Origin of the sequence: Flavobacterium sp. LHD-85 (assembly GCF_030929595.1) — a bacterium.
Taxonomy (GTDB): Bacteria; Bacteroidota; Bacteroidia; order Flavobacteriales; family Flavobacteriaceae; genus Flavobacterium.
The window spans coordinates 1-20,859 of sequence record NZ_JAVFVR010000014.1 but is presented as its reverse complement, the minus strand read 5'-3'; the positions used below and the strand labels follow the sequence as shown (position 1 = coordinate 20,859).

18 protein-coding genes are annotated in these 20,859 nt (G+C 33.1%); 6 read left to right on the top strand and 12 right to left on the bottom strand.

Features of this window, described 5'->3' with window-relative positions; all coding sequences use genetic code 11:
- Positions 1-3: 3 nt before the first annotated feature.
- From RB618_RS18995 to RB618_RS18945, 11 genes are all read right to left on the bottom strand, one after another.
- A complete protein-coding gene (locus RB618_RS18995) occupies positions 4-2,931 on the bottom strand; it encodes a S8 family serine peptidase (RefSeq protein WP_308070203.1) in 2,928 nt (975 codons plus the stop codon).
- Positions 2,928-4,073, bottom strand: coding sequence for a hypothetical protein (locus tag RB618_RS18990; RefSeq protein WP_308070202.1), 1,146 nt, complete (start codon positions 4,071-4,073; stop codon positions 2,928-2,930). Before RB618_RS18990 ends, RB618_RS18995 begins: the two co-directional genes overlap by 4 nt.
- A gap of 131 nt (positions 4,074-4,204) precedes the next feature.
- A complete protein-coding gene (locus RB618_RS18985; protein WP_308070201.1) occupies positions 4,205-4,693 on the bottom strand; it encodes a hypothetical protein in 489 nt (162 codons plus the stop codon).
- Positions 4,694-4,726: 33 nt separating this feature from the next.
- Positions 4,727-5,179, bottom strand: a complete 453-nt coding sequence (locus RB618_RS18980) for a CHAP domain-containing protein (RefSeq protein WP_308070200.1) — start codon at positions 5,177-5,179, stop codon at positions 4,727-4,729.
- A complete protein-coding gene (locus tag RB618_RS18975) occupies positions 5,176-5,463 on the bottom strand; it encodes a methyl-accepting chemotaxis protein (protein WP_083219804.1) in 288 nt (95 codons plus the stop codon). Before RB618_RS18975 ends, RB618_RS18980 begins: the two co-directional genes overlap by 4 nt.
- 309 nt (positions 5,464-5,772) lie before the next feature.
- Positions 5,773-6,018, bottom strand: coding sequence for a hypothetical protein (locus RB618_RS18970; protein ID WP_308070248.1), 246 nt, complete (start codon positions 6,016-6,018; stop codon positions 5,773-5,775).
- Positions 6,019-6,708: 690 nt separating this feature from the next.
- A complete protein-coding gene (locus RB618_RS18965; protein WP_308070199.1) occupies positions 6,709-6,981 on the bottom strand; it encodes a hypothetical protein in 273 nt (90 codons plus the stop codon).
- A 656-nt stretch (positions 6,982-7,637) separates the two neighbouring features.
- Complete coding sequence (locus RB618_RS18960) at positions 7,638-7,877, bottom strand: hypothetical protein (RefSeq protein ID WP_308070198.1); 240 nt, start codon at positions 7,875-7,877, stop codon at positions 7,638-7,640.
- 239 nt (positions 7,878-8,116) lie between these two features.
- Complete coding sequence (locus RB618_RS18955) at positions 8,117-8,827, bottom strand: DUF3164 family protein (RefSeq protein WP_308070197.1); 711 nt, start codon at positions 8,825-8,827, stop codon at positions 8,117-8,119.
- A 21-nt stretch (positions 8,828-8,848) separates the two neighbouring features.
- A complete protein-coding gene (locus RB618_RS18950) occupies positions 8,849-9,127 on the bottom strand; it encodes a hypothetical protein (RefSeq protein WP_308070196.1) in 279 nt (92 codons plus the stop codon).
- The gene (locus RB618_RS18945; protein ID WP_308070195.1) at positions 9,120-9,257 is read right to left on the bottom strand and encodes a hypothetical protein; all 138 of its coding nucleotides are present in this window, start codon (positions 9,255-9,257) and stop codon (positions 9,120-9,122) included. The genes RB618_RS18950 and RB618_RS18945 overlap by 8 nt, the downstream gene beginning before the upstream one ends.
- Positions 9,258-9,566: 309 nt before the next feature.
- Between RB618_RS18945 and RB618_RS18940 the strand changes: the two genes are divergently transcribed.
- Entirely contained in the window at positions 9,567-10,250 is a 684-nt protein-coding gene (locus RB618_RS18940) for a S24 family peptidase (RefSeq protein ID WP_308070194.1), read from the top strand.
- Between the two features lie 142 nt (positions 10,251-10,392).
- Here RB618_RS18940 and RB618_RS18935 read toward each other — a convergent pair whose 3' ends face one another.
- Complete coding sequence (locus RB618_RS18935) at positions 10,393-11,316, bottom strand: bifunctional helix-turn-helix transcriptional regulator/GNAT family N-acetyltransferase (RefSeq protein ID WP_308070193.1); 924 nt, start codon at positions 11,314-11,316, stop codon at positions 10,393-10,395.
- A 460-nt stretch (positions 11,317-11,776) separates the two neighbouring features.
- Between RB618_RS18935 and RB618_RS18930 the strand changes: the two genes are divergently transcribed.
- The 5 genes from RB618_RS18930 to RB618_RS18910 all read left to right on the top strand — a co-directional run bounded on the left by RB618_RS18930 (position 11,777) and on the right by RB618_RS18910 (position 20,431).
- A complete protein-coding gene (locus RB618_RS18930; protein WP_308070192.1) occupies positions 11,777-12,334 on the top strand; it encodes an RNA polymerase sigma-70 factor in 558 nt (185 codons plus the stop codon).
- Positions 12,335-12,447: 113 nt separating this feature from the next.
- Complete coding sequence (locus tag RB618_RS18925) at positions 12,448-13,368, top strand: FecR domain-containing protein (RefSeq protein WP_308070191.1); 921 nt, start codon at positions 12,448-12,450, stop codon at positions 13,366-13,368.
- A 70-nt stretch (positions 13,369-13,438) separates the two neighbouring features.
- The gene (locus tag RB618_RS18920) at positions 13,439-16,807 is read left to right on the top strand and encodes a SusC/RagA family TonB-linked outer membrane protein (protein WP_308070190.1); all 3,369 of its coding nucleotides are present in this window, start codon (positions 13,439-13,441) and stop codon (positions 16,805-16,807) included.
- A 19-nt stretch (positions 16,808-16,826) separates the two neighbouring features.
- Complete coding sequence (locus RB618_RS18915) at positions 16,827-18,362, top strand: RagB/SusD family nutrient uptake outer membrane protein (RefSeq protein WP_308070189.1); 1,536 nt, start codon at positions 16,827-16,829, stop codon at positions 18,360-18,362.
- 251 nt (positions 18,363-18,613) lie between these two features.
- The gene (locus tag RB618_RS18910) at positions 18,614-20,431 is read left to right on the top strand and encodes an alkaline phosphatase (RefSeq protein ID WP_308070188.1); all 1,818 of its coding nucleotides are present in this window, start codon (positions 18,614-18,616) and stop codon (positions 20,429-20,431) included.
- Positions 20,432-20,859 lie beyond the last annotated feature (428 nt).

The following is a 20,859-nucleotide window of genomic DNA, read 5'->3' as shown; positions in this document are numbered from 1 at the left end:
GTATTAAATATTTACGATTTCTAATTTGACTTCTAGTTTTGTATTGTCCACATTAATAGTGTGTGGAAATTTGATATTTGTATATTCAGGATGATTTCCTGGAGTTTCAATAGGCTGGTCAAAAGCGATCCAATTATCAGTTGGAGAAGGTTGTAGAGACCATGTATTTCCTGTTTTTTCGTAAAAAACTTCTTCAACAGTTTTATTACTATTATTTTTTGTTGTACGAGCTCTTATTTTAAAACTACTTAAATTGGTAGTTAATACATTTTCCATTAACAGATGAAATTTCTTCTGAACTGATTGTGCGCCAACTGTTAGATCAAGTTTTTTACCAGGTAGAAATGCAGATCCGTCAGTAACACTATTATGACTGACTATAATTGGTTTGCAACTAAGTTGTTTATTGAATCGAATATTAGTATTTCTTACTTCATTAGAATTACCATCAAAAGGAGCAATATGTGCTAGTAGATATGCATTTTTTCTTTTAGTGGTAGCTGTATCCAAATTATTCCACATATTCCATTTTGATGCTATATCTTTCCATTCAATGCCTATAGTTGTAGAACTTCCACCTTGAATAATTGGTATTTCTTTTACGGCTAACAACTTTACGTCTGCTTGATCATACCATTTAGAAGGAAATGGGAAAGCAGGATTTTCATCATCAGTAAATGCAATATAAACTCTTAAATCACATTCCTTAAAACTAGCTTTGTTACCACTATTACGTACTTTTATGTAAATCTTTTGATCCACAGAAGTATTAGGGTTGTTGAAAAGTTGTGTTGGTGAAGGTTCTTGAGTGGTATTGTCTGCTAATGATTTTATCCATATATCGGGACTATCTACTGGCTCAGTTTCTAAAACACTTTCTAAAATAAGGCCATTTAATCGGTCAGCTATTTCCATTTTGGGTTTCTGGACAGTTGTGCTTGTGTGCCAATCTATTGCCAATTGAACAGCAGCTTCAGCATTTATTCTGCCTGTACCGAAACGATCATTAGTTGTATAACTGTAGTTGTATTTGGTATCATTATTGACCAAACTGTAGTTAGAAGCACCAGTGATTTTGTCTGTTGTTTCTTTTAAGATGTGTTTTATTTCTGCAGCATTTAAATCATTATTTGCTGAGAGAATAAGCCCTGCTAAACCTGAAACAATTGGAGTTGCAGCAGATGTTCCTGTAAATCTAGAAGTAAAGTCTCCATAGGCTAATGATGTCATAGTAAGTTTATCGTCTATCGGACTTGGAGAATGAGACATTGTTATAGTAGTACCGTCAATTTTTGTAATAAATGCAATCCTGTTTGTGCCTCCTGAAAGTAAAACTTCTTGACCTACGAAAAAACCAGCTATATCATTTACACTTGTTACGGAATAATATGGAGATGTTGGTTTAGTGTTTTTGTAATAATTTATACATTTTATTGAAGCTTTAATTTGATCCGGAACTAAAATCAATGGATTATTTATCGGATCGTTAGGGAGGGCACTTAAATTATCTCGAACTTCTATTCTATAGGTGTTTTCATCAACAATAGTAGTGATTTCAGTATCAATTCCAGTTAATTCTGAGTTTTTAGGGTAGATGTAAACCTTTTGGGATCCTGTTCTAAGGTTGATTCCTCTTAGATCTTTTAGTGTAAGCTGATAATTTGAACCTGTATGTTTTGTTGCATTTTTTTTTAAAGCTACTATTCTTGCATTAGTTCCAACTAAGCTAAATTGCACCCCATTTTTGTTAAAATCTTTAGTAAATTTAATTGGAGTATCAAGAGTAACTTCAACATTGTTTGTGCCCGTAATTTTATCTACTTTATTAATATATCTTAATTCATGGAAATAGCTGTTTGAATCTCCTAATTCAATTGATTGACCTTTAAAGATTCCTTTTACATTTTCTAAAATTAGTTTAGTGTTACTGACTACTTGATTTATTTTAGTAAAAAATGATTGTTTATCCGTTCCAATATTTCCACAATTTAACATCGTAGGACTATAGATATTTATATCATCTTTAGAAGGATTACTATCTGGCCCACTTGGAGCACAAAGATCTACTCTTTTCCCATAATTAGAATAATCAGCTTTGCTCTCATCAAAAACAGGATTGTTTATATATGATGGTAAATCATTAGAGTCTAGAATCACTTTAGAAGCGGCAACAATTAATGATTTGTTACTAAAAGCCGTTGTCCTATATCCAGAATCTGTCACAGTTTCACTAATTTCAAGCCCTCGACCTGTAGAATCGTCTCCATTTCCTGCAGATACAACAACTAAAGTTCCTCTTCCATTTCGTCCATATGCGAATAATTCTTTAAGTATAAAGTCGACTTTTGTGGATGTCAATGGAATATTAAAACTGCAATTAATTACACTTGTAAAATTATTAGAATAAGAATCGCTCGTATTGCTAGCTCCTCCATTTATAAAGTCATTATCTTTAGCCGATGCAAAAAAAGGTGATAGAATGTTATTATTTGAGAACGGGTTTATTAAAGCTAAAAATAATCCATCTTCAAAATTATTAGAATTAATAACTCGAATGTTTGGAGAAATACCATCAATTAGAGTTGATGAATCCTCATTTCCTGAAATTATTCCTGTCACGCATGTTGTATGCATACTAGGGGAAAGCGTGCTAATATTTTGAGTAAATTGCTTGTTATACTTTGGATCTGTCGAGATAACAGAACTTCGGGTAAAAACTTTTCGATTTCCAGAAATATCGGAAAAACTGCCATGTGCAGGTGTGTAATCGTTAATTGTTAATGGGTTAGAGCTATTTGTTGCTTGAAATTCAATTTGCCCTTCTATGACTCCTATATAAACATTAGAATAGCCATATTTATTTATGTATTTACTTAATAATAGATCTCTCGCTCGATCTAATTTAATTACTTTGTGGTGCCAATTTCTCATGTTTTTTGTTGTGCTTTTGAATAATATTCGTATATGTCTAATATACCGAGTCCCAGAGCGTTGTCTGGAGTAGGTATTCTATACGTTTCTGGGTTTTCTTTTCCGATCTCGCGGAAAAGATTATAAGTTTCATCCTTTTCATTTGATATTAAAATAAAAGATGGTAATTGGAGGTATTTATTTGGTTCATCAAAAAAAAGATAATGCTGTTTTTTAAATAAGCGAAACAACCCAAATGATTTCTTTTCATTTCGAAAATTATTATCATAAAAAAAGACTTTAGACGAATCTATTTTATTTTTTAGATTAAATTTTTTATTTTGTTTGTCTCTGATTTTGAACTTACTCGTAAAGTCACTTCCATTTTTTTTATTTAATAAGATGGCACAAATTTTAATTTTTTGTTGCTTTAGCTTATTTATAATGGGATCGTTAAATCTTTTAAATTTTGAACCATCTGTTTTTCTTAAAATGAAACATATATCTCTGGATGTATTTGAATAAGATCTGTCAGAAAAAAAAGAGCTTACTCCTCCCGCTAATGGAAACAAATAGCCTCCTTCTACTTTTTGATTTTCTTTAAGATTGAGAGCTGGATATCCTTCTTTTTGAGAAATGCCATATGGATTGTTTTCAATTTTGTTCATTTCCCAATAAGGATTTACTAATTCTACAGCTAGTTGTAAATCTTTGATTGTTTGATTTATAAAATCTTTTTGGGTGTTATAGTCTAACATACCTTCTTTCAAGATACTGATCTTATAAGGATCTTCTACATAAGTATTTTTGTAGATATATGATTCGAAGCTATAAGAAACATTCAAAGGATTATAAAGCCTCAACTTCAACTCTCCAGGCAATCCCTCTAAGTTTTGATACCCTTTTTCATTATATTTTTTGTGATAAGCCATTATTGTATTATACCCATCAGGTATTTCATCAAAATAATAGAACTTGTTTTTCTTGTCGTACAGACCAATGATTGGAGGAATTTCAAAACCTTCAAGAGTTACTTTTGCGTCATCAATGTTCTTTTCTGTTTCAGCATCTTCAAGATAGATTTTTATTTGGTGCGTCTCTTTTTGCTGAGCATAGATGAACAATGATAGGAAAGAGAAAACGAGTGTAAAGAGCTGTTTCATAGTAGTGCGATATTGTTAAATTGATTTGAGGCGAATTCTGTTAAAGCCTTCTAGTTTAGTATAGAAGCTTATCAAAGCTAATTTATAAACAATAATCAAAAATCTAACCAATTTATATCATTATACGCTTGTTAAAATAAGTGATAAAATCTTCTAACAAATCTTACTAGGTAATAAACCAACACCAATAGAAAAATCCTCCCCAGCCAAATCTGAACCTTTTGCCAAAAAGTCAAATAGTTTACAAATTTTGTAGTGTTGATTGTTTTTACTTCGGTTTCTTTTACCTGTTGAGATTTCCAGCGGGCATAGAGCTCCTGCTCTTTGAGTTGGCAGTCTACGTTGAGTTTATTGTTATCAAGACGAACCTTTGGGCTTTTTAATGTACGCCCTGGTTCGGCTTGAGTAACATTCTTAACAACTACTTTTCCGTTTTGGCATTCGAGTAATGCTTTGAAAGAACTGCTGTCTTTCTGAATTTTAAAAACAGTATCATGCACTGTTTCTTTGATTGTGATAGTTTTGGTCTTTTCTTCGCTTAGAACCGGTTTCGGGCTTTTGCACGAAACCAGAACTAAGGCTGAAAAAAACAAAAAAACAAGACGTTTTAAATTATTCATGATAAATTATAATTTGTTTGTTAATTGTGGGTTTTAGAGCCTTAGAAAGCCTTTAACGCTTTTAATTTCTCTTTTTCTTCTGGCTACTTTATAGCCTTCGCGACCTCCCATGTCGTTTGTATTGCCTTCAATGGTGTAGATAAGTGTTCCGGCTACTTTATCGACAATTCCGGCATGGCCAGTTCCGTTTTTAAAATCTAGAATAAAGACATCACCAGGCTGAGGTTCTTTTTTGACTAGAGATTTACTTGAGTTGTATTGGTCTAACACGCTGCCGGTTTTCTTTAAAGGATTTTTGACTCCTAATTGTAATGCCGCTTTTTGAGTACACCAGTAAACAAAAGCCATGCACCATGGATATCCTTTTGCGAGTCCGACACTTCTTAAATAAATCTCGACTTCAGGTCCGGCATTGCTGTTTCGTGGCATCTCTTCAACGCCAACCTGAGCAATTGCAGTTTCTAAGGTTTTCAGGGATAATGTCATTGTTGTTTTCCGTTTAGTTGTTTAAATTTTTGTAGTTCATCTACTAATTGTTGGTTTATGAGCATGAGCTCTTTGTGCTGTATTTCCATCTTTTTTATGGTTTCGGTTGCAGAGGTCAATCGAGCGGTAAGATCATCTAGTAAGTCACGATAATATTTTACGGCGCTCACGGCATTGTCAAGTTCGGCTGCTCGGTCTTCGGCTAATGATTTTCTCATCGAGAAAAACCAAGTAATAAATGCAGCAAAAAATGCAGTAAGAGTGGGGTATAGAAACTGTTCCATTAATGTTTTGAAAAATAGGTGTTAGGATTAAAATTTTGTTTTTTGAGAAACAGCTTGTGGTATTTTTTTTTGGAAGAAATCTGGCCTTAATTTTCTGTAGTAATTGCTGTAGCTGTTTCCTTTTGTGGGTACAAAGATTGGTCTAAAAAAGCGATAAAAAAAACAAGTGAAAGGCGCTTAAACACTTGTATTCTGGTGCTTTACAAAGTTGTTCAGTCAATGAACAGGCGCTGTTTTTACTGAGAAAAACACCACATCTTTGCAAAGCGATTCAGATAAATTAGCAGTATCCAATTTAGTTTTCCTGCTTTATAAATTTTTGGTCTGATTCGAAATCAGTTCTTCTATTTTTTTAAGTTCAGAAGTTATCGGAGTACAAAGAATCTCATACAAAGTAGTACGAGAAATAGGGTAGACCGGATAGATGTATTTACGCCAAACTACAGTAGTAGGAATATCTTCAGTTTTATGTTTTTGATACAATTCTTTGATAAGCTTATAGCGTAAGAGTTTATTTTTTTGGATGCCCAGACTTCTGTTAGTAGATATTGCCATATTGAAAGAATAAAATGATTTAAAAAGAATTGTTTTAGAAAGAAATAGAGCCATTTGTGGCTTAAATGAATACATAAATGCATTACAGATAACCAAAACCATTTGATCCTTATATATCAATGGCCGCTCTTCTAATGCCGAAAATCGTCTGGAGCTTCGTCCTGAAGTCATTCTTGCAAAAGCACTTAATAATTTAAGTCAGCAGAGTCCACACGACAATTTTGTTCCGGAGTTATAAACTTGGAACATCCTGGGAAAAAGAATGGTTTTGAGTTATTTGATTAGGGCAGAAAGCGCCCGCTTTTCGGTTCCTGACTTTCTTAAAATAAGTTAAGAAAACAGGAACCTTTTTTATTTGCGGCAGTTTTAAAAACAGTCGGGTTTTAAGAAGAAAAAGACTCATATCAAATTGTTTCGGTTTGATATGAGTTTTTAATATTTGATAGTAGATTATCTGAAATTCAATTTACAATTTGTGATCGTTCTTTTTCTTAAGCTCATTTTGGTATTGCTTAAAAGTTGAATTTATTTTAAAATTGATCCATTCACGAAAATCCAATATCGGTTTTAAATTTGTTGCAATTAAAAGAGCTCCTAAAAGGAGAGAAGCGTAAATGTCATGGTTTGGTAACATTGATTTATAGTGTTTTTTGGGTTATTTTGGAAAGTTTTATTTGGTCTTTTTTTTGATTATGATTTCTTTTCTTCCATAAAAGGATCTTCGTAGTAAGGCGTAAAATCAAATTTTTGGGCAAGTCTTGTAACGTTTTGTACTTTATTTTCGAGATCTGGTGAAACAGGGCGAGGTTCAGCTTCTGGATTATCTAAAATGTGCATCCATTGAAAACGCTCTTGATTAATGCAAATTCGTTCTCCAGCAGTAAACGTTTTAATTTTCTCCGAGCAAAACTGCAGCGCAATATAAAGCTGCGCAATACGCTCTTTGATTTGGTTTTTATTCATGTTTTCGCAGTTGTAAAATAGTTCGTAATTTTTTCAGATCGTATTCAATTAGGCTTCTTTCAGCACTGTTAGGATTTTTAATCAGCCAAGATTCTAATTCCTGTATTTTTTCGATGATTTGAGAAATAGTCATTTTAATTTAGGATTTAAGATGGAGAAACTTTTTTGCATAAATGAGTTTATGATTTAGCATATTGGAATTTGCTTTTTTGTAAATGAATTGTCTTAATTTTTACAAATGGAGAAGATTTTTTAAAAAAGTGAAATCAGACAAAATGAGACTTTTTTGATTCACGCAGGAAGATGTTAATTAGAAGCTTTTTTTATAAATAAAGCTAAAAGGAAGCAGTACGCTTAGAAAACGTTTTTTAAGATCATAATCGAGTTTTGTATAGAAGAAAAAGCCTGTAAAATAAATTGTTACAGGCTTTTTCTTTGATTAAAATGTCAAAAGAACGTATTTTCAATACTATGATTTTTAAATCAATTTAGATGATTTTTGATTCAGTTTTTTATAAATGAATCTAGTTGAGAGAGCAAAGATGCGAGCTTTAAATGCTAAAAAAAAGTCAATGCAAGGTGTGTGAACACCAATGTTCGAAGCTTTTACAGACTTGTACAGAAAGCAATTTTGATAGCCAATTTATGAGATGTAATTAGGAAGCCATTTTTTGGCTCAATTCCTCGATTTTTTTTAATTCGTTTGTAATCGGTGTACACAGAATTTCGTAAAGTGTAGTTCTTGAAATAGGATAAACAGGATAGATATATTTACGCCAAACAACTGTAGTTGGGATATCTTCCGTTTTATGTTTTTGATATAAATCTTTGATAAGTTTATATCTAAGTAATTTGTTTTTTTGAATTCCGAGGCTTCTTTGGCTTGAGATTGACATGGTAAAAAAGATTAAAGTGATGAAATAATGAAGTGTAGTAATTTGTGGTATTTGGTTGAAATTAATTGCTTAAAAAAGAGTTTTGCGATCTGTTTTTAGCCTTGTTTTTAAGTTCGTTTCTATACTGTTTGTATGCTGTGCTTATTTTAAAATTTAGCCATTCATGAAACCTAAGAATAGGTTTCAGATTGGTTATAATTAATAAAAACGCTAAAAGAGCTGATGCGTAGATATCGTTATTAGGCTGCATTTATGTGTCTGTTTTGTTGGTTAAAAAAATTGAAAACATATCCGTGAATAAAATCAACTGAAGACATAGAAAGCGGAATATTTGTTCTTGTTCCGTTTTCGTTAATTGTACTTGCCTCAATAAACCAGCTGGAACGAATTGGCTTAAATGCTGAAGCTATAATTTCTACGCCATCTGTAAATTCTTCATCATTAAATTCTTTTGTAAGCTTTTGCAGTTCAAGAACTCTAGAGCCTTTTAGATTTCCTTTGGCATCTTTTTTCAAAAGATTGAAAACAATTTTCACTAAAGATGCCGTTTCTTTACTTGTAGAAAGTGATGCAATGTAATTTTGCACTTTTTCAATTCCGATCGTTACAGTGTCGTCCCAGCCTTCGTTAATTCGGTATCCAATTGTAATTTCTTCTTTTTCATTAGAAAAGGTATGCGACATTTGTTTTTCTTTAAAACCGTAAACCTGGTTTTTTAAATCTAAAATCGTTTCAAAAAGCTGAAATGTTTCTGTTTTTACATTTTGAATCATTTCAGAAGTCTTTTTTAATTTTAAAAGAGCTTTCGGAATTGTTTCTGCAACTAATTTTTTGTACGTATCTCTTTCTTGATTTTTTTTGCTTTCAACTCTAATTAAGGCTTCTTTAAGCTGTTTGGCTGAAAATTGAGATAAGTCGATTGTTTGGTTGTTAATAATTGTAGTGTTCATAGTTTGTTGGTTTTTAGGTTTTTAAAAAGTGGCACTAATCTCTTCTTTAAGCGGATCTTCATGATAAGGCTTAAAATTGTATTTCAGAGCCAGTTTCGAAACTTCTATAATTTTGTTTTCTATAACTGATGAAACAGGTCTTGGGGTTGCGTTTTCGTTCTCTAAGATGTGCATCCACTGAAAACGTTCCTGATTAATGCAGATTCTTTCTCCAGCTGTAAATGTTTTTATTTTTTCAGAACAAAATTGTAGTGCTAAATAAAGTAGTGCAATGCGTTGTTGAATTTGTGTGTTACTCATGATTTTCTTTTAATTGATTTTTTAATTTTTTAATGTCAGATTCGATTAAACTTCTTTCAGGACTATTTGGATTTTCAATCAGCCAATTTTCCAGTTCCTGAATTTTCTCTTTGATTTGAATTGTTCCCATTTTTAATTCGGATTAAAGTTTTGATGGTATTTGTTGTTTTTAGATTTTCTAGAAATATTTATTTTTTAACTAGTAGTATTTTACATCTTTTTGTGGTTTTAGGGTAATATTTTTCTTTTTTAGCTTTTAGTTGTTTTTGTTGTTGTAAATCAATTTGTTATATTGAATATTTGAAGCGATAAATTTTTGGTTGCTCAATATTTTCTGCCTTAACCCCTTGTTTTTCAATTTTATTTTTCTTTACTTTGCAAATATAATGTAAAATAATACATGAAACAAAATTTTTAACGTAAAATAATACATCTTTTTATGGGGTCAACGGAAAGAGTGCGAGAATATCTTGATTATAAAGGGATTACTAAGTATAAGTTTTGTAACGATTTAGGATTTTCTAATAAGTTTTTAGATAATAGTAGCAATATGGGAACAGATAAGGCGTGTAAAATATTACACTATTATCCGGACCTAAGTTCAGAGTGGCTGTTAACAGGAAACGGACCTATGATTAAAGAAGAAAATACTAGCGTTATGGTTATGAATAGTGATAGAAAAACAGTCGATTCGGTTCATGCAAATCAAGAAATACCTCTATATGATTTGGAGGCGGTTGCGGGTTTAAGAGAGCTCTTTAGCAGTGGAGAACCGCAAAGAATTTTGGATACCATAAAAATTCCAAATCTTCCAAAATGCGATGGAGCAATTTCTGTAACAGGAGATAGTATGTATCCTTTATTGAAATCGGGAGACATTATTCTTTATAAGGAAACGGAATTTGAAAATATCTTTTTTGGAGAAATGTATCTTCTAAGTGTTAAACTGAATGACTGGGAGGAATACATCACTGTAAAATACGTTCAGAAATCTGATCAAGGGCAAGAATATGTAAAATTGGTAAGTCAGAATTCGCATCATCAGCCAAAAGATATTCACGTGTCAAAAATATCGGCATTGGCTCTTATAAAAGCTAGTATTCGTATTAATACTATGATGTAAATTGTTTTAATAAATCTCAGACTTATTTTTAAATAAAAAGAGGAAAATAAAAATGCTTTAGCTAAACTTTTGAAGTTTTGGCTAAAGCATTTTCATGTTTTATAAATTCGGTATGAATGCGCTAAACTGCATCTAAGAAATTCTATTTGGAAAGATTCAAATCATATCGCTCCTCATAAAACGTTTTTCCCCATTCGTGAACTTCTTCAGATTTTGTAAGTTCAAATCCCATCATTTTATACATTTTAAGCGCTTTGTCTTGTAAACTTGTGGTAAGCAGAAAAATATTTTTAAATTTCTTTTCTCTGCAAAAATCAACGGCATCGGTTAAAAGTTTTTTGCCAATTCCTAGACCTCTAAAAGCGGGATCTAGAAGAAACCATCTCAGTTGCGCTTCTTCGTTAGGCTGGTGTACAATTGCAACGCATCCCACAATTTTGTTATTGTATTCTGCCATCCAGATTCGGTCTTTTTCTGGAGAATATTTTTCTAAGAAATCGTAAAAAGTTTTGATCACGTATTTCTCAAAATCAGTTGAAAAATCCGATTCGTTTCCATAGATAAATCCGTGTAAATAAATGATGTAGCCAATATCGCCAGGAGTAATATTATGGCGATAGGTAATATCTTCTCGAGTTATTTTATTTTCTGTCAGCAGATTTTTGACTGTATTCATCGAATCTACTAAAATTTCTTTTTCTGAAGAATTTAGTTTTTCGATTTTACCTTCAATCTTATTTTCAGATTTAGTATTTAAAACACTTAATAATTCATTTCCAGAATCGGTTAGTTTAATGTTAAAAGCGCGTTTATCTTCTGCGGAAGCGACTTTCACAATTAAATTTTCCTTTAAAAAACGCTTCAAAATTCGGCTTAAATATCCTTTGTCGAGATTTAAAATTTCGGTAATTTTCTGAGCAGTTATAGTTTTGCTTTCGCTGATTTCGTAAAGGATTCGTATTTCTGTCAAAGAATATTCGCTGTCTAAATAATGTTGACTTAAAATATCTAAATGCGCTGTATAAAATCTATTGAAACTTCTAATTTTTGAAGTTGTAGTAGTCATGATTAAAATATTGTATTGTTGAGGTACAAATATATAAATTTAGTTGCTTTTGTCAACTAAATTGAGTTTTTTATTTTTTTGAGAAAGGAATTTGAAGAAGAATAAACTCATTTTAATACATTCCCATTAATTATTTGTTAAGCACTTTTTCTGCTTTTTATAAGAGAAAGATTGTTATACCAAACAAAGTTTTTCATTTTTTACGCCAAATACTACAAACCCTTATTTTTCACTTGGCTTTCGACTTCAAATGTTAATAATATGTTTCGCTTTAGAGTGGTTTTATTAATGTAAACGTAACCTAATCGACCTACCCTCAGCTTTAATTTTGGAGACATATAAGAAGAAACCAATACTTTGTATATGCCAATTTTAAAACAACAGGATCATTATCAAGACAAAATCAGAAAAAGTGTTTTGACTCACACTTTTGATTTGATTAATCATAAAATAATGAATCATGTATAAGAAGTTTACAGACGAAGAACTTGTCGAATTATTAAAATCGGGCAAGGACAAAGCTTTTGATGAACTTTATTTTAGATATCGAGATCTGTTAGTTCGATTCGTCTATCTCCGAATGAAATCGATCGCCATTTCAGAAGAAATTGTGCAGGAAGTTTTTACCTCTATATGGGAAAGACGCAAAACAATTGTCATTCAGAAAAGTTTTGCGGCCTATATCTATACTTCGGTTCGCTACATGACTTTAGATTATATAAAATCGCACGAAGTTACCGATCAGTATATTCAAGAAGTCTTAGAAAAGAATACCGTTTCACAAACCAGTTATAATGCAATAGAGGATTCTATTTATTATGATGAATTGCAAAAAGCAGTTGACGAAGCGGCATCATTACTTCCTAAAAAATCAAAAGAGGTTTTTATTCTTAGTCGTGTAAAACATTACACCAATAAAGAAATCGCCGAAGAATTGAATGTTTCTATCGAAACCGTAAAATACCATATTACGTATGCGCTGAAATTCATGCGTACTTATTTGGGCGAATTCAATTAAAAGTAAACTTCAGATTAAGAACTCAGCTTTTTTCTTAACAGAAGCGTAACCTTTTGCGCCTACCTAAAATTACAATTCCCAAGACATACTATTAAAGACATAAAGAAATTATAATGCCTGAAAATTCAAATAACGAAATCAAAAATTTTTTAGAAGGAAAGTATTCCCCAAAAGGACAAGAAATGTGGAATAAATGGTACGATCGTACAGATGATTTTTTTGATAATATGGAAGTGGTTCAATCAGACCGCTCAAAACTTAGAAAGGAATTAAGACAAATAAAGAATGCTAATAAAGTTATTTCTCTTCCATATAAAAACTGGGCTGTTGCGGCTTCTTTGGTTTTCCTTGTCGGATTATCAGTGTTTTTTTATGCAACATCCAATACTATTGAAAACAAGCAATTTGCAGTGAAATTAGGCGAACATGCTCAGATAAAACTAAGTGATGGAACAAAAATCTGGCTAAATGCAGGAAGTGTTCTTAAATATCCTACAGCATTTAAAGGAGATACGAGAGAAGTGTATTTAAGTGGAGAAGCTTTTTTTGATGTAGCCAAAGACAAAAGGCATCCTTTTATCATTCATACCAATAAAATGGATACCAAAGTTCTCGGAACCAGTTTTAATGTTCAAGCGTATCCGGATCAAACGACACAAGAAGTTTCGGTTGCAACAGGAAGAGTAAACGTGAAATCGACTGTTACAGAAGAAAATGTGTATGTAACTCCAGGACAGAAAGTGGTTTTTAAATCTCAGGATAACAAACTTCAAGCTTTTAAAGATGTTCCAGTAAATACCATTTCACTTTGGCGAAAAAATATTATGGTTTTTGAAGAGACGCCTCTACCAGAAGTTGTGGCGACAATTAATCGCAATTACAATGTTTCAATTGAAGTCAAAAATAAAAATCTAAATGCTTTAAAGATTAGCGCCTATTTTAAAGAACTGCCTGCTGATCAGGTAATTGGATTGGTGTGCAACATCATCAATGCTCAATACAAAATGGATTCTGGGGTTTACAAAATCGAGTAATTCATTAAACAATAAAAATAAAACTACGTAGCAAACTATAAACAAAACAATTACACTAAATCTAAAAACTATGAATGAAAAACAAATGCGGTATGCCAGCATAAGGACAATAGGAACAAAATTATTCTTGTTTGTGACTTTGTTTTTTGCAGCACTTACAGTACAAGCCGGGAATGTTGACATTAACAAAAGAGTGACTTTAAAAGTTGACAATGAAAGTATAAAAAATATATTTCAAAAAATTGAAAATCAGGTTGATGTACATTTTATGTACGAAAGCAGCCAAGTAAATGCCAATCAGAGATTAAGTTTAAAACTGAATAATGTAACGCTTGAACAAGCGTTGGATAAAATTTGCGGCAATGTGCTTAGATATGAGATTGTGAGCAACAATATTGTAATCAAGAAAAATCAGAAAGTTGCTTCTGCCGATCAAAATAAAATTATTGTTTCGGGAACTGTTTTCGGAGGAGACGATAATATGCCTTTGCCAGGAGTTGGAATTAAAGATAAAGGATCAGACGCAGCAACAGCAACAGATTTTGACGGAACATTTAAATTAGAAGTAAACGCTTCTGAAGCGACTCTTATTTTTTCTTATGTGGGTTATGTAACGCAAGAGGTAAAAGTAACGAGCTCACAAAATATTACTGTAAAATTGGCAGCTGACGTAAAACAGCTTCAAGAAGTTGTAGTTATGGGTTACGGTAGTGTAAAAAAGAATGAAGTTTTAGGAGCGGTTGGTTCTGTTTCTATGAAAGAAACTTCAAGCAGAACTTACAACAATGCAGCCGAATTATTGCAAGGAACAGTTGCCGGAGTTACGGTAATTAACGATGGTGGAGATCCTACTGCATCGCCAACAATTAACATTCGTGGTATTGGATCTTTGAATGCCGAAACGCCTTTAATCGTTTTAGACGGAATAATTTATAGTGGATCTTTAAATACTATAAATCCAAATGATATTGCTTCGATAAACGTTCTAAAAGATGCGGCTTCGGCGGCAATTTACGGTGCGAGAGCTTCTGGTGGGGTAATTTTAATTACGTCTAAAAAAGGAGTTTCAGATAAAATTAATGTGAATGTAAACTACCAAGGAGGTTTTCAGAATGTAGCGAAAAAATTAGAGGTTTTAAACGCTGCAGAATATGCTGATGCAATGAATCTTGCGAGAGATAATGCAGGTTTGCCTAGAATTCCTGCTTTCGATCCTGCGTTTGAACCAACTGCAAGAACAACAAAAACAAACTGGATGGATGAAATTTTCCGTACAGGAGAAATTCAAGATCTTTCTCTTTCTGTAAACGGAAAAACAGAAAAATCTAATTTCTTTCTTTCTGGAAGCTATAGAAAAAATGAGGGTATTTTGCTAAATACTTACGGAGAACGTTATACAGTAAGAGCAAATTCTTCTTTTAAATTGGCAGATAATTTTACAATTGGAGAAAATATCTCGTACTCGTTGACTAATGGACAAACAGCCAATACTTCAAGTTCATATACAGGAGCAATTCAAGCAGCGATTTTGTATCCGCCAAATGCAACAATTTATAGAGAAGATGGTTCAGGACAATTTGGCGGTGTTCCAGAAAAATATATTGGTTCTTACGGAGACGTGATTAATCCGGTAGCGTATTTGAAAAGATTAGACAATAAAAATCCTATTTCTACCATTTTGATCAATCCGTATGCAGAATGGGAAATTGTAAAAGGGTTAAAAGTAAAATCGAACTGGGGTTACACCAGAATTCAGGACAACGCAACTGATTTTACTGTAAAAGTTACTGAGCCAGGAAAAATATTCGACTTCAATAGGTTGACGTTGAAAAACTTAACAGTTACCGATTTATTAAGCGAGCAGACTATTTCTTATGAGAAATCATTTGGGAAACATAATTTGAAAGCTTTGGCTGGATATACGTATCAAGAGACAAAAAGAGATTTCTACACAGTTGAAGGAACTGGTTTTGACAATGAAGATCCATCACAGCGTTATTTGTTGAATGCAAAATTGATTCAGCAGACAGCAGCAGGAAGATCAGATGAAATTATTTCTTCTTATGTGGGAAGAATCAATTACGATTTCAATCAGAAATATTTAATCTCAGGAATTGTTCGTCGTGACGGAACTTCAAAATTATTAGAAAATAACCGTTGGAAAGTGTATCCTTCTGTCTCTGCAGGTTGGTTAATTTCTGAAGAAAATTTCATGAAAGGCATCGAGCCAATCATCAGCAATTTAAAACTTCGTGCAAGCTGGGGACAAATTGGAAATTTAGGAAATCTAGGGCCATATCAATTTAGTGTGCCTTTGGTTCAGACTCAGGCCTTAATTGGAGCAGTGCCATCAATTAATTATGGTTACGCTGAAAGCGAATTATCAAATCCGAATTTAAAATGGGAAAGTTCTGAGCAGACCAATATTGGTTTAGACTTTACCATGCTAAATAATACTTTAGTAGGATCTGTTGATGCTTATGTAAAGAAAAATAAGGACATGTTGGTTCGTGACCAATTGCCAGGAGTTTCTGGAACTCCACAAGGAAGAATTGTAAACTCAGGAGATGTTGAAAATAAAGGAATCGAGGTGAGTTTAACGTACCAAAAAACTCGTGGAGAATTTAAATTTGATGTTACGGCAAACGCAGGTTTCTTAAGCAATAGAATTGTATCTATTAAAGACGATTTAAATTCATTAGAACCTCTTGGTTTAAGCAGAGTTCGTAGTTTGCCATTAGCGAATATTTACCAAGTTGGAAGCCCAGTTGGAGCTTTCTACGGATATGCTACTGACGGATTATTCCAAAGCAATGATGAGGTGAAAGCTTATGTAAACAAAAATGGTGTAATGTATCAGCCAAATGCGGTTGCTGGAGATATTAAATTCAAAGATGAAAATGGTGACGGCGTAATCAATAACAGCGACAGAGTAGTTTTAGGAAGTCCGTTCCCAAAAACAACGTATAGTTTGAATGCCAATTTCAGATACAAAGGATTTGATATGAATATTTTCTTCACAGGTGCTGCAGGAAATAGTGTTTTCAATGCCGTAAAACACACAGGTTTAAATGCTTCTTTTCCAGGTTACAACTTATTGGCGGATTCAAAAGATGCTTGGTCGCCAACGAATACCAATACAAATGTTCCAGTTCTTTCGTCTACAGATAACAATAACAACTTCGGACGTATTTCTGATTTGTACATTGAAGATGCTTCTTTCTTAAGATTGAAAAACGTTTCTATTGGTTATACAATTAAAGAAAGCTGGCTGAAAGGAAAAGCAAAATTGAGATTCTTTATCTCTGGACAAAACTTATTTACGATTACTAATTATTCTGGAATGGATCCTGAAGTTGGTCTTAAAAACTTCGGAATGGATTTAGGACGTTATCCGCTTTCTCGTATTTACATGACTGGTGTTAACGCAACTTTTTAAAAAATAAAAAACAATTAAAATGAAAAAAATAAGTCTTTTATTATTGAGTTTCGTGCTTTTGGTAAGCACTTCGGCTTGTGAAAGCGAACTTGATGTTGTGCCGCAAGGAGCGCCGTCAAGCGGGAATTTCTGGAAAACGCCAGCAGATGCAAAAGCGGGAGTAAATGCAATCTATGCTTTGTATTCTGATGATAATATGTACGGGCGCGGTTTCTTTTGGCTAAATAATGCCAGCGATGATATCGGAACAAAACCAAGGCAAAATGCAGAAAGAATCAAAAACTTTATCGTAGACGGATCAGAATCGGATACTAAAGATATTTGGAGAATTCACTACGAAATTATGAAGCGTTGTAACGACGTGATTCGCAATATTCCAAAGATTGCATTAGACGAAAATGCAAAAAACGGAATGTTGGGAGAAGCTTATTTTAACCATGCTGTAATGCATTTAGAATTAGCTTATCATTATGGAGACGATCGTGCTGGAATTCCGATTCAAGACAGAGAAAACCCGACAAATGTTTATGTGCCTCGAGCAAAAAATGTAGCCGAAAATTACGCTTACATTGCAGCAGATTTAATCAAAGCAGCCGATTTATTGCCATATTTTGATCAGCTTACACCAGACAATCGCGGACGTGCTCATAAAACTGCGGCTTGGGCATATTTGGTTCGTACTTATTTATATGCAAAAGATTGGGACAATGCCATCAAATATGCAAACATGATCGTGGCTAGCGGAAAACACAAATTATTAGACAACTTTGAAGATGTATTTAAAATCAGTAACAACTGGTCTTCAGAATATATTTGGTCTGTAACTTCAAGTGCTGAAAATACTTCTTTAGGCTCTATTTTTCCTGGAGTTTGTTTAGAAGATAAAGGTTGGGGAGTTTACAACGGATGGGGAAATTTTTATCCGACAAAAGAATTATTCGATACTTACGCTGCAAACGATAAAAGACGTAGTGCGACAATTTTACAAAAAGGAGACAAATTTGTTTATTTCGGGGAAACCGTAACTTTTAATGAAGGAAATCATGTAGTAAGTTCTAGTAACAGAACAGGTTATCAGTTTAAAAAATATATGGAGCCGTTCAGTTATCCAAAAACAACGTCGGGCGGAGTAGACATTCGTTATGTAAATGCGAATGGAGACAAACCTTCAACAGCTTTGAATGTTCCTCTTTTGCGTTATGCTGATGTGATTTTGATGTTAGCGGAAGCGAAATTAATGAAAGGCCAAAATGCAGACACAGAAATTAATATGATTCGTCACCGTGCAGGTCTTGCCGATATTTCTGGCGCTACAATGGTCGATTTGAAAAGAGAGAGAAGATGCGAGTTGGCAGGAGAGTGGACAGACCGTCATTTCGATTTAGTGCGTTGGGGAGATGCAAAAGAAACTTATGCAAAACCATTGCACCATTATAATGGAAGTGTCATTTATCCTGCTCGTAATTTCAATCCTGCAATTCATCATGTTTGGCCAATACCGCCAGACGAAATTGCAGTGAGTAAAGGCGCTTTGACTCAAAACCAAGGCTGGTAATAAAAAAATTCGTTGTGTTTTTTTAGTTTTTTACGCTGCAGTCTTGGTCAGGAGACTGCAGTTGTAAAAAAAACAGAGTAAAGTTTGTCATTCCAAGAAATGACAAGATTACTTTTTACTATGTGTATTTAAACAAGTGAAACGCCTTTATGCATAAAGAAAAGCTATGTTTCTATGTGTTAAAAATAAATTGCAGAAACCCATTTCTAATAAAGTTACCTACAGCTTTAAAAGAATAAAAATCATTTTCGATGAAAAAAATAATCACCCTTTTTTGCCTTCAATTTTGCTTGTTTGCTCAAGCGCAAGAGTACACTTCTTCTAATATTCATTCGCATAACGATTACGAAAGCAAACTACCATTTTATGGTGCCTATTCTAACGAAACAGGAGTTATTGAAGCCGATGTTTTTTTAGTAAATAATGAGTTGTTTGTGGCTCACGCTTCTAAGGAAATTGCTTCTCACAATACACTAAAAAGTCTGTATTTGGAGCCACTTTCTAATAAATTAAAAACGTTGGAGGGGAAAGCGTATCCGAGCAATAAACCATTGATTTTGATGATTGATATTAAGTCTGATGCCGATTCGACTCTAAAAGCAATTACACAACAGTTAAAGACTTTTCCAGATATTATTTCTAATAAAAACATAAAAGTGGTTATTTCTGGAAACAGACCTTTACCATCATTATGGAAGGAATATCCAGATTTTATTTATTTTGATGGAAGGCTAAATGAAAATTATACTTCAGATCAATTGGCAAGAGTTGAGATGATCAGTGAAGATTTGCATGAAATTACGGTTTGGAACGGAAAAGGTGTTTTGACGCAGCCAGATGCTGAAAAAATTCAGGCAATTATTAAAAAAGTCCACGATCAAAACAAAAAAATAAGATTCTGGGCTACGCAAGACAACGTGAATACGTATATGACTTTAATGAATTTAAAAGTTGATTTTATCGGAACGGATAAAGTATCCGAACTGACTCAATTCATAAATAATATTAAAACGACATTTTACCAGAATACAGAATTTCACCAAGCTTATATTCCTAAAAATGGTTTCAAGAATAAACGCCCAAAAAATGTTATTCTCTTAATTGGAGACGGAATGGGATTAACGCAAATCTATTCTGGTTATACAGCAAACAAAGGGCAATTGAGTTTATTTAATATTCCGACTCAAGGATTTTCAATCACAAAAGCTTCCGATAGTTATATTACAGATTCTGCAGCAGGAGCGACGGCAATGGCTACGGGACATAAAACTAATAATCGTTTTATAAGTGTTGATGAACAGGGGAAACCGCTTCAGACCATTGCAGAACAATTGGCAAAGAAAAACTATAAAACAGCCATTATTTCTGCTGGAAATATTACGGATGCAACTCCGGCTGCATTTTATGCGCATCAGCCAGAAAGAAGTTTAAGCCAGCCAATTGCAAATGATTTTCTTTCGAATCCGTCAGATATTTTAATTGGGGGAGGACAGAAAGAATTTATTTCTAGAAAAGATGGCAAAGATTTGTCTAAAACTTTAACTGAAAAAGGATATACATTCTCGGATAAATTCTCGAGTCTGGATACGATCAAAAATAGCAAATTTGTAGTTTTAGAAGATGCAGCCGTGGTTTCTATCAAAAATGGAAGAGGAGATTTTCTAACAAAATCTTTAGCGAAAGCAACAAACACTTTTGCAAAAACAAAAAATCCGTTTTTTATTATGGCTGAAGGCGCTCAAATTGATTACGGCGGACACCAGAATAATGTAGAATATGTGGTGAGAGAAATGTTGGATTTTGACAAATTGGTTGGTCAGGCAATGGAATTTGTAGATAAAAATCCAGAAACTTTGTTAATCGTAACAGCAGATCACGAAACTGGAGGATTATCTCTAATTGACGGAAGTATTGAAAAAGGATATGTTCACGGAAGTTTCAGCACTAACGATCATACGGCGATTCCTGTTCCTGTTTTTGCTTACGGTCCAGGATCTGAAAAATTCATGGGAGTTTACCAGAATACAGCAATTTATGACAAGATTATGGAGTTGATTGGAGGAAAATGATTTGTTTTCAATTGATATAAAAATCAAAAAGGAGCGTCTGAAAAGACAGCTCCTTTTTGATTTCAGAAATATATCGCTCCGCTGGAGCTTTTTACTTTGTGTGTTAAAATTTTAGCTATAAATATTTTGCTCTTCCAGAGCTTGAAAACGTTTTTCAAATCCCAATGAAACAATATATTAGTTTTAAATTGTGTCTTAAAAAAGTCCCAGAGGGACGAAATATTTATAGAAATAGAATTGCGGTTTAAGAAAGAGCCCCAGCGGGGTGAAATATATCGCTCCGCTGGAGCTTTTTAATCGTTGTCTTTGAATTTTTTCTATAAATATTTCGCTCTTCCAGAGCTTGAAAACGTTTTTCAAATCCCAATGAAACAATATATTAGTTTTAAATTGTGTCTTAAAAAAGTCCCAGAGGGACGAAATATTTA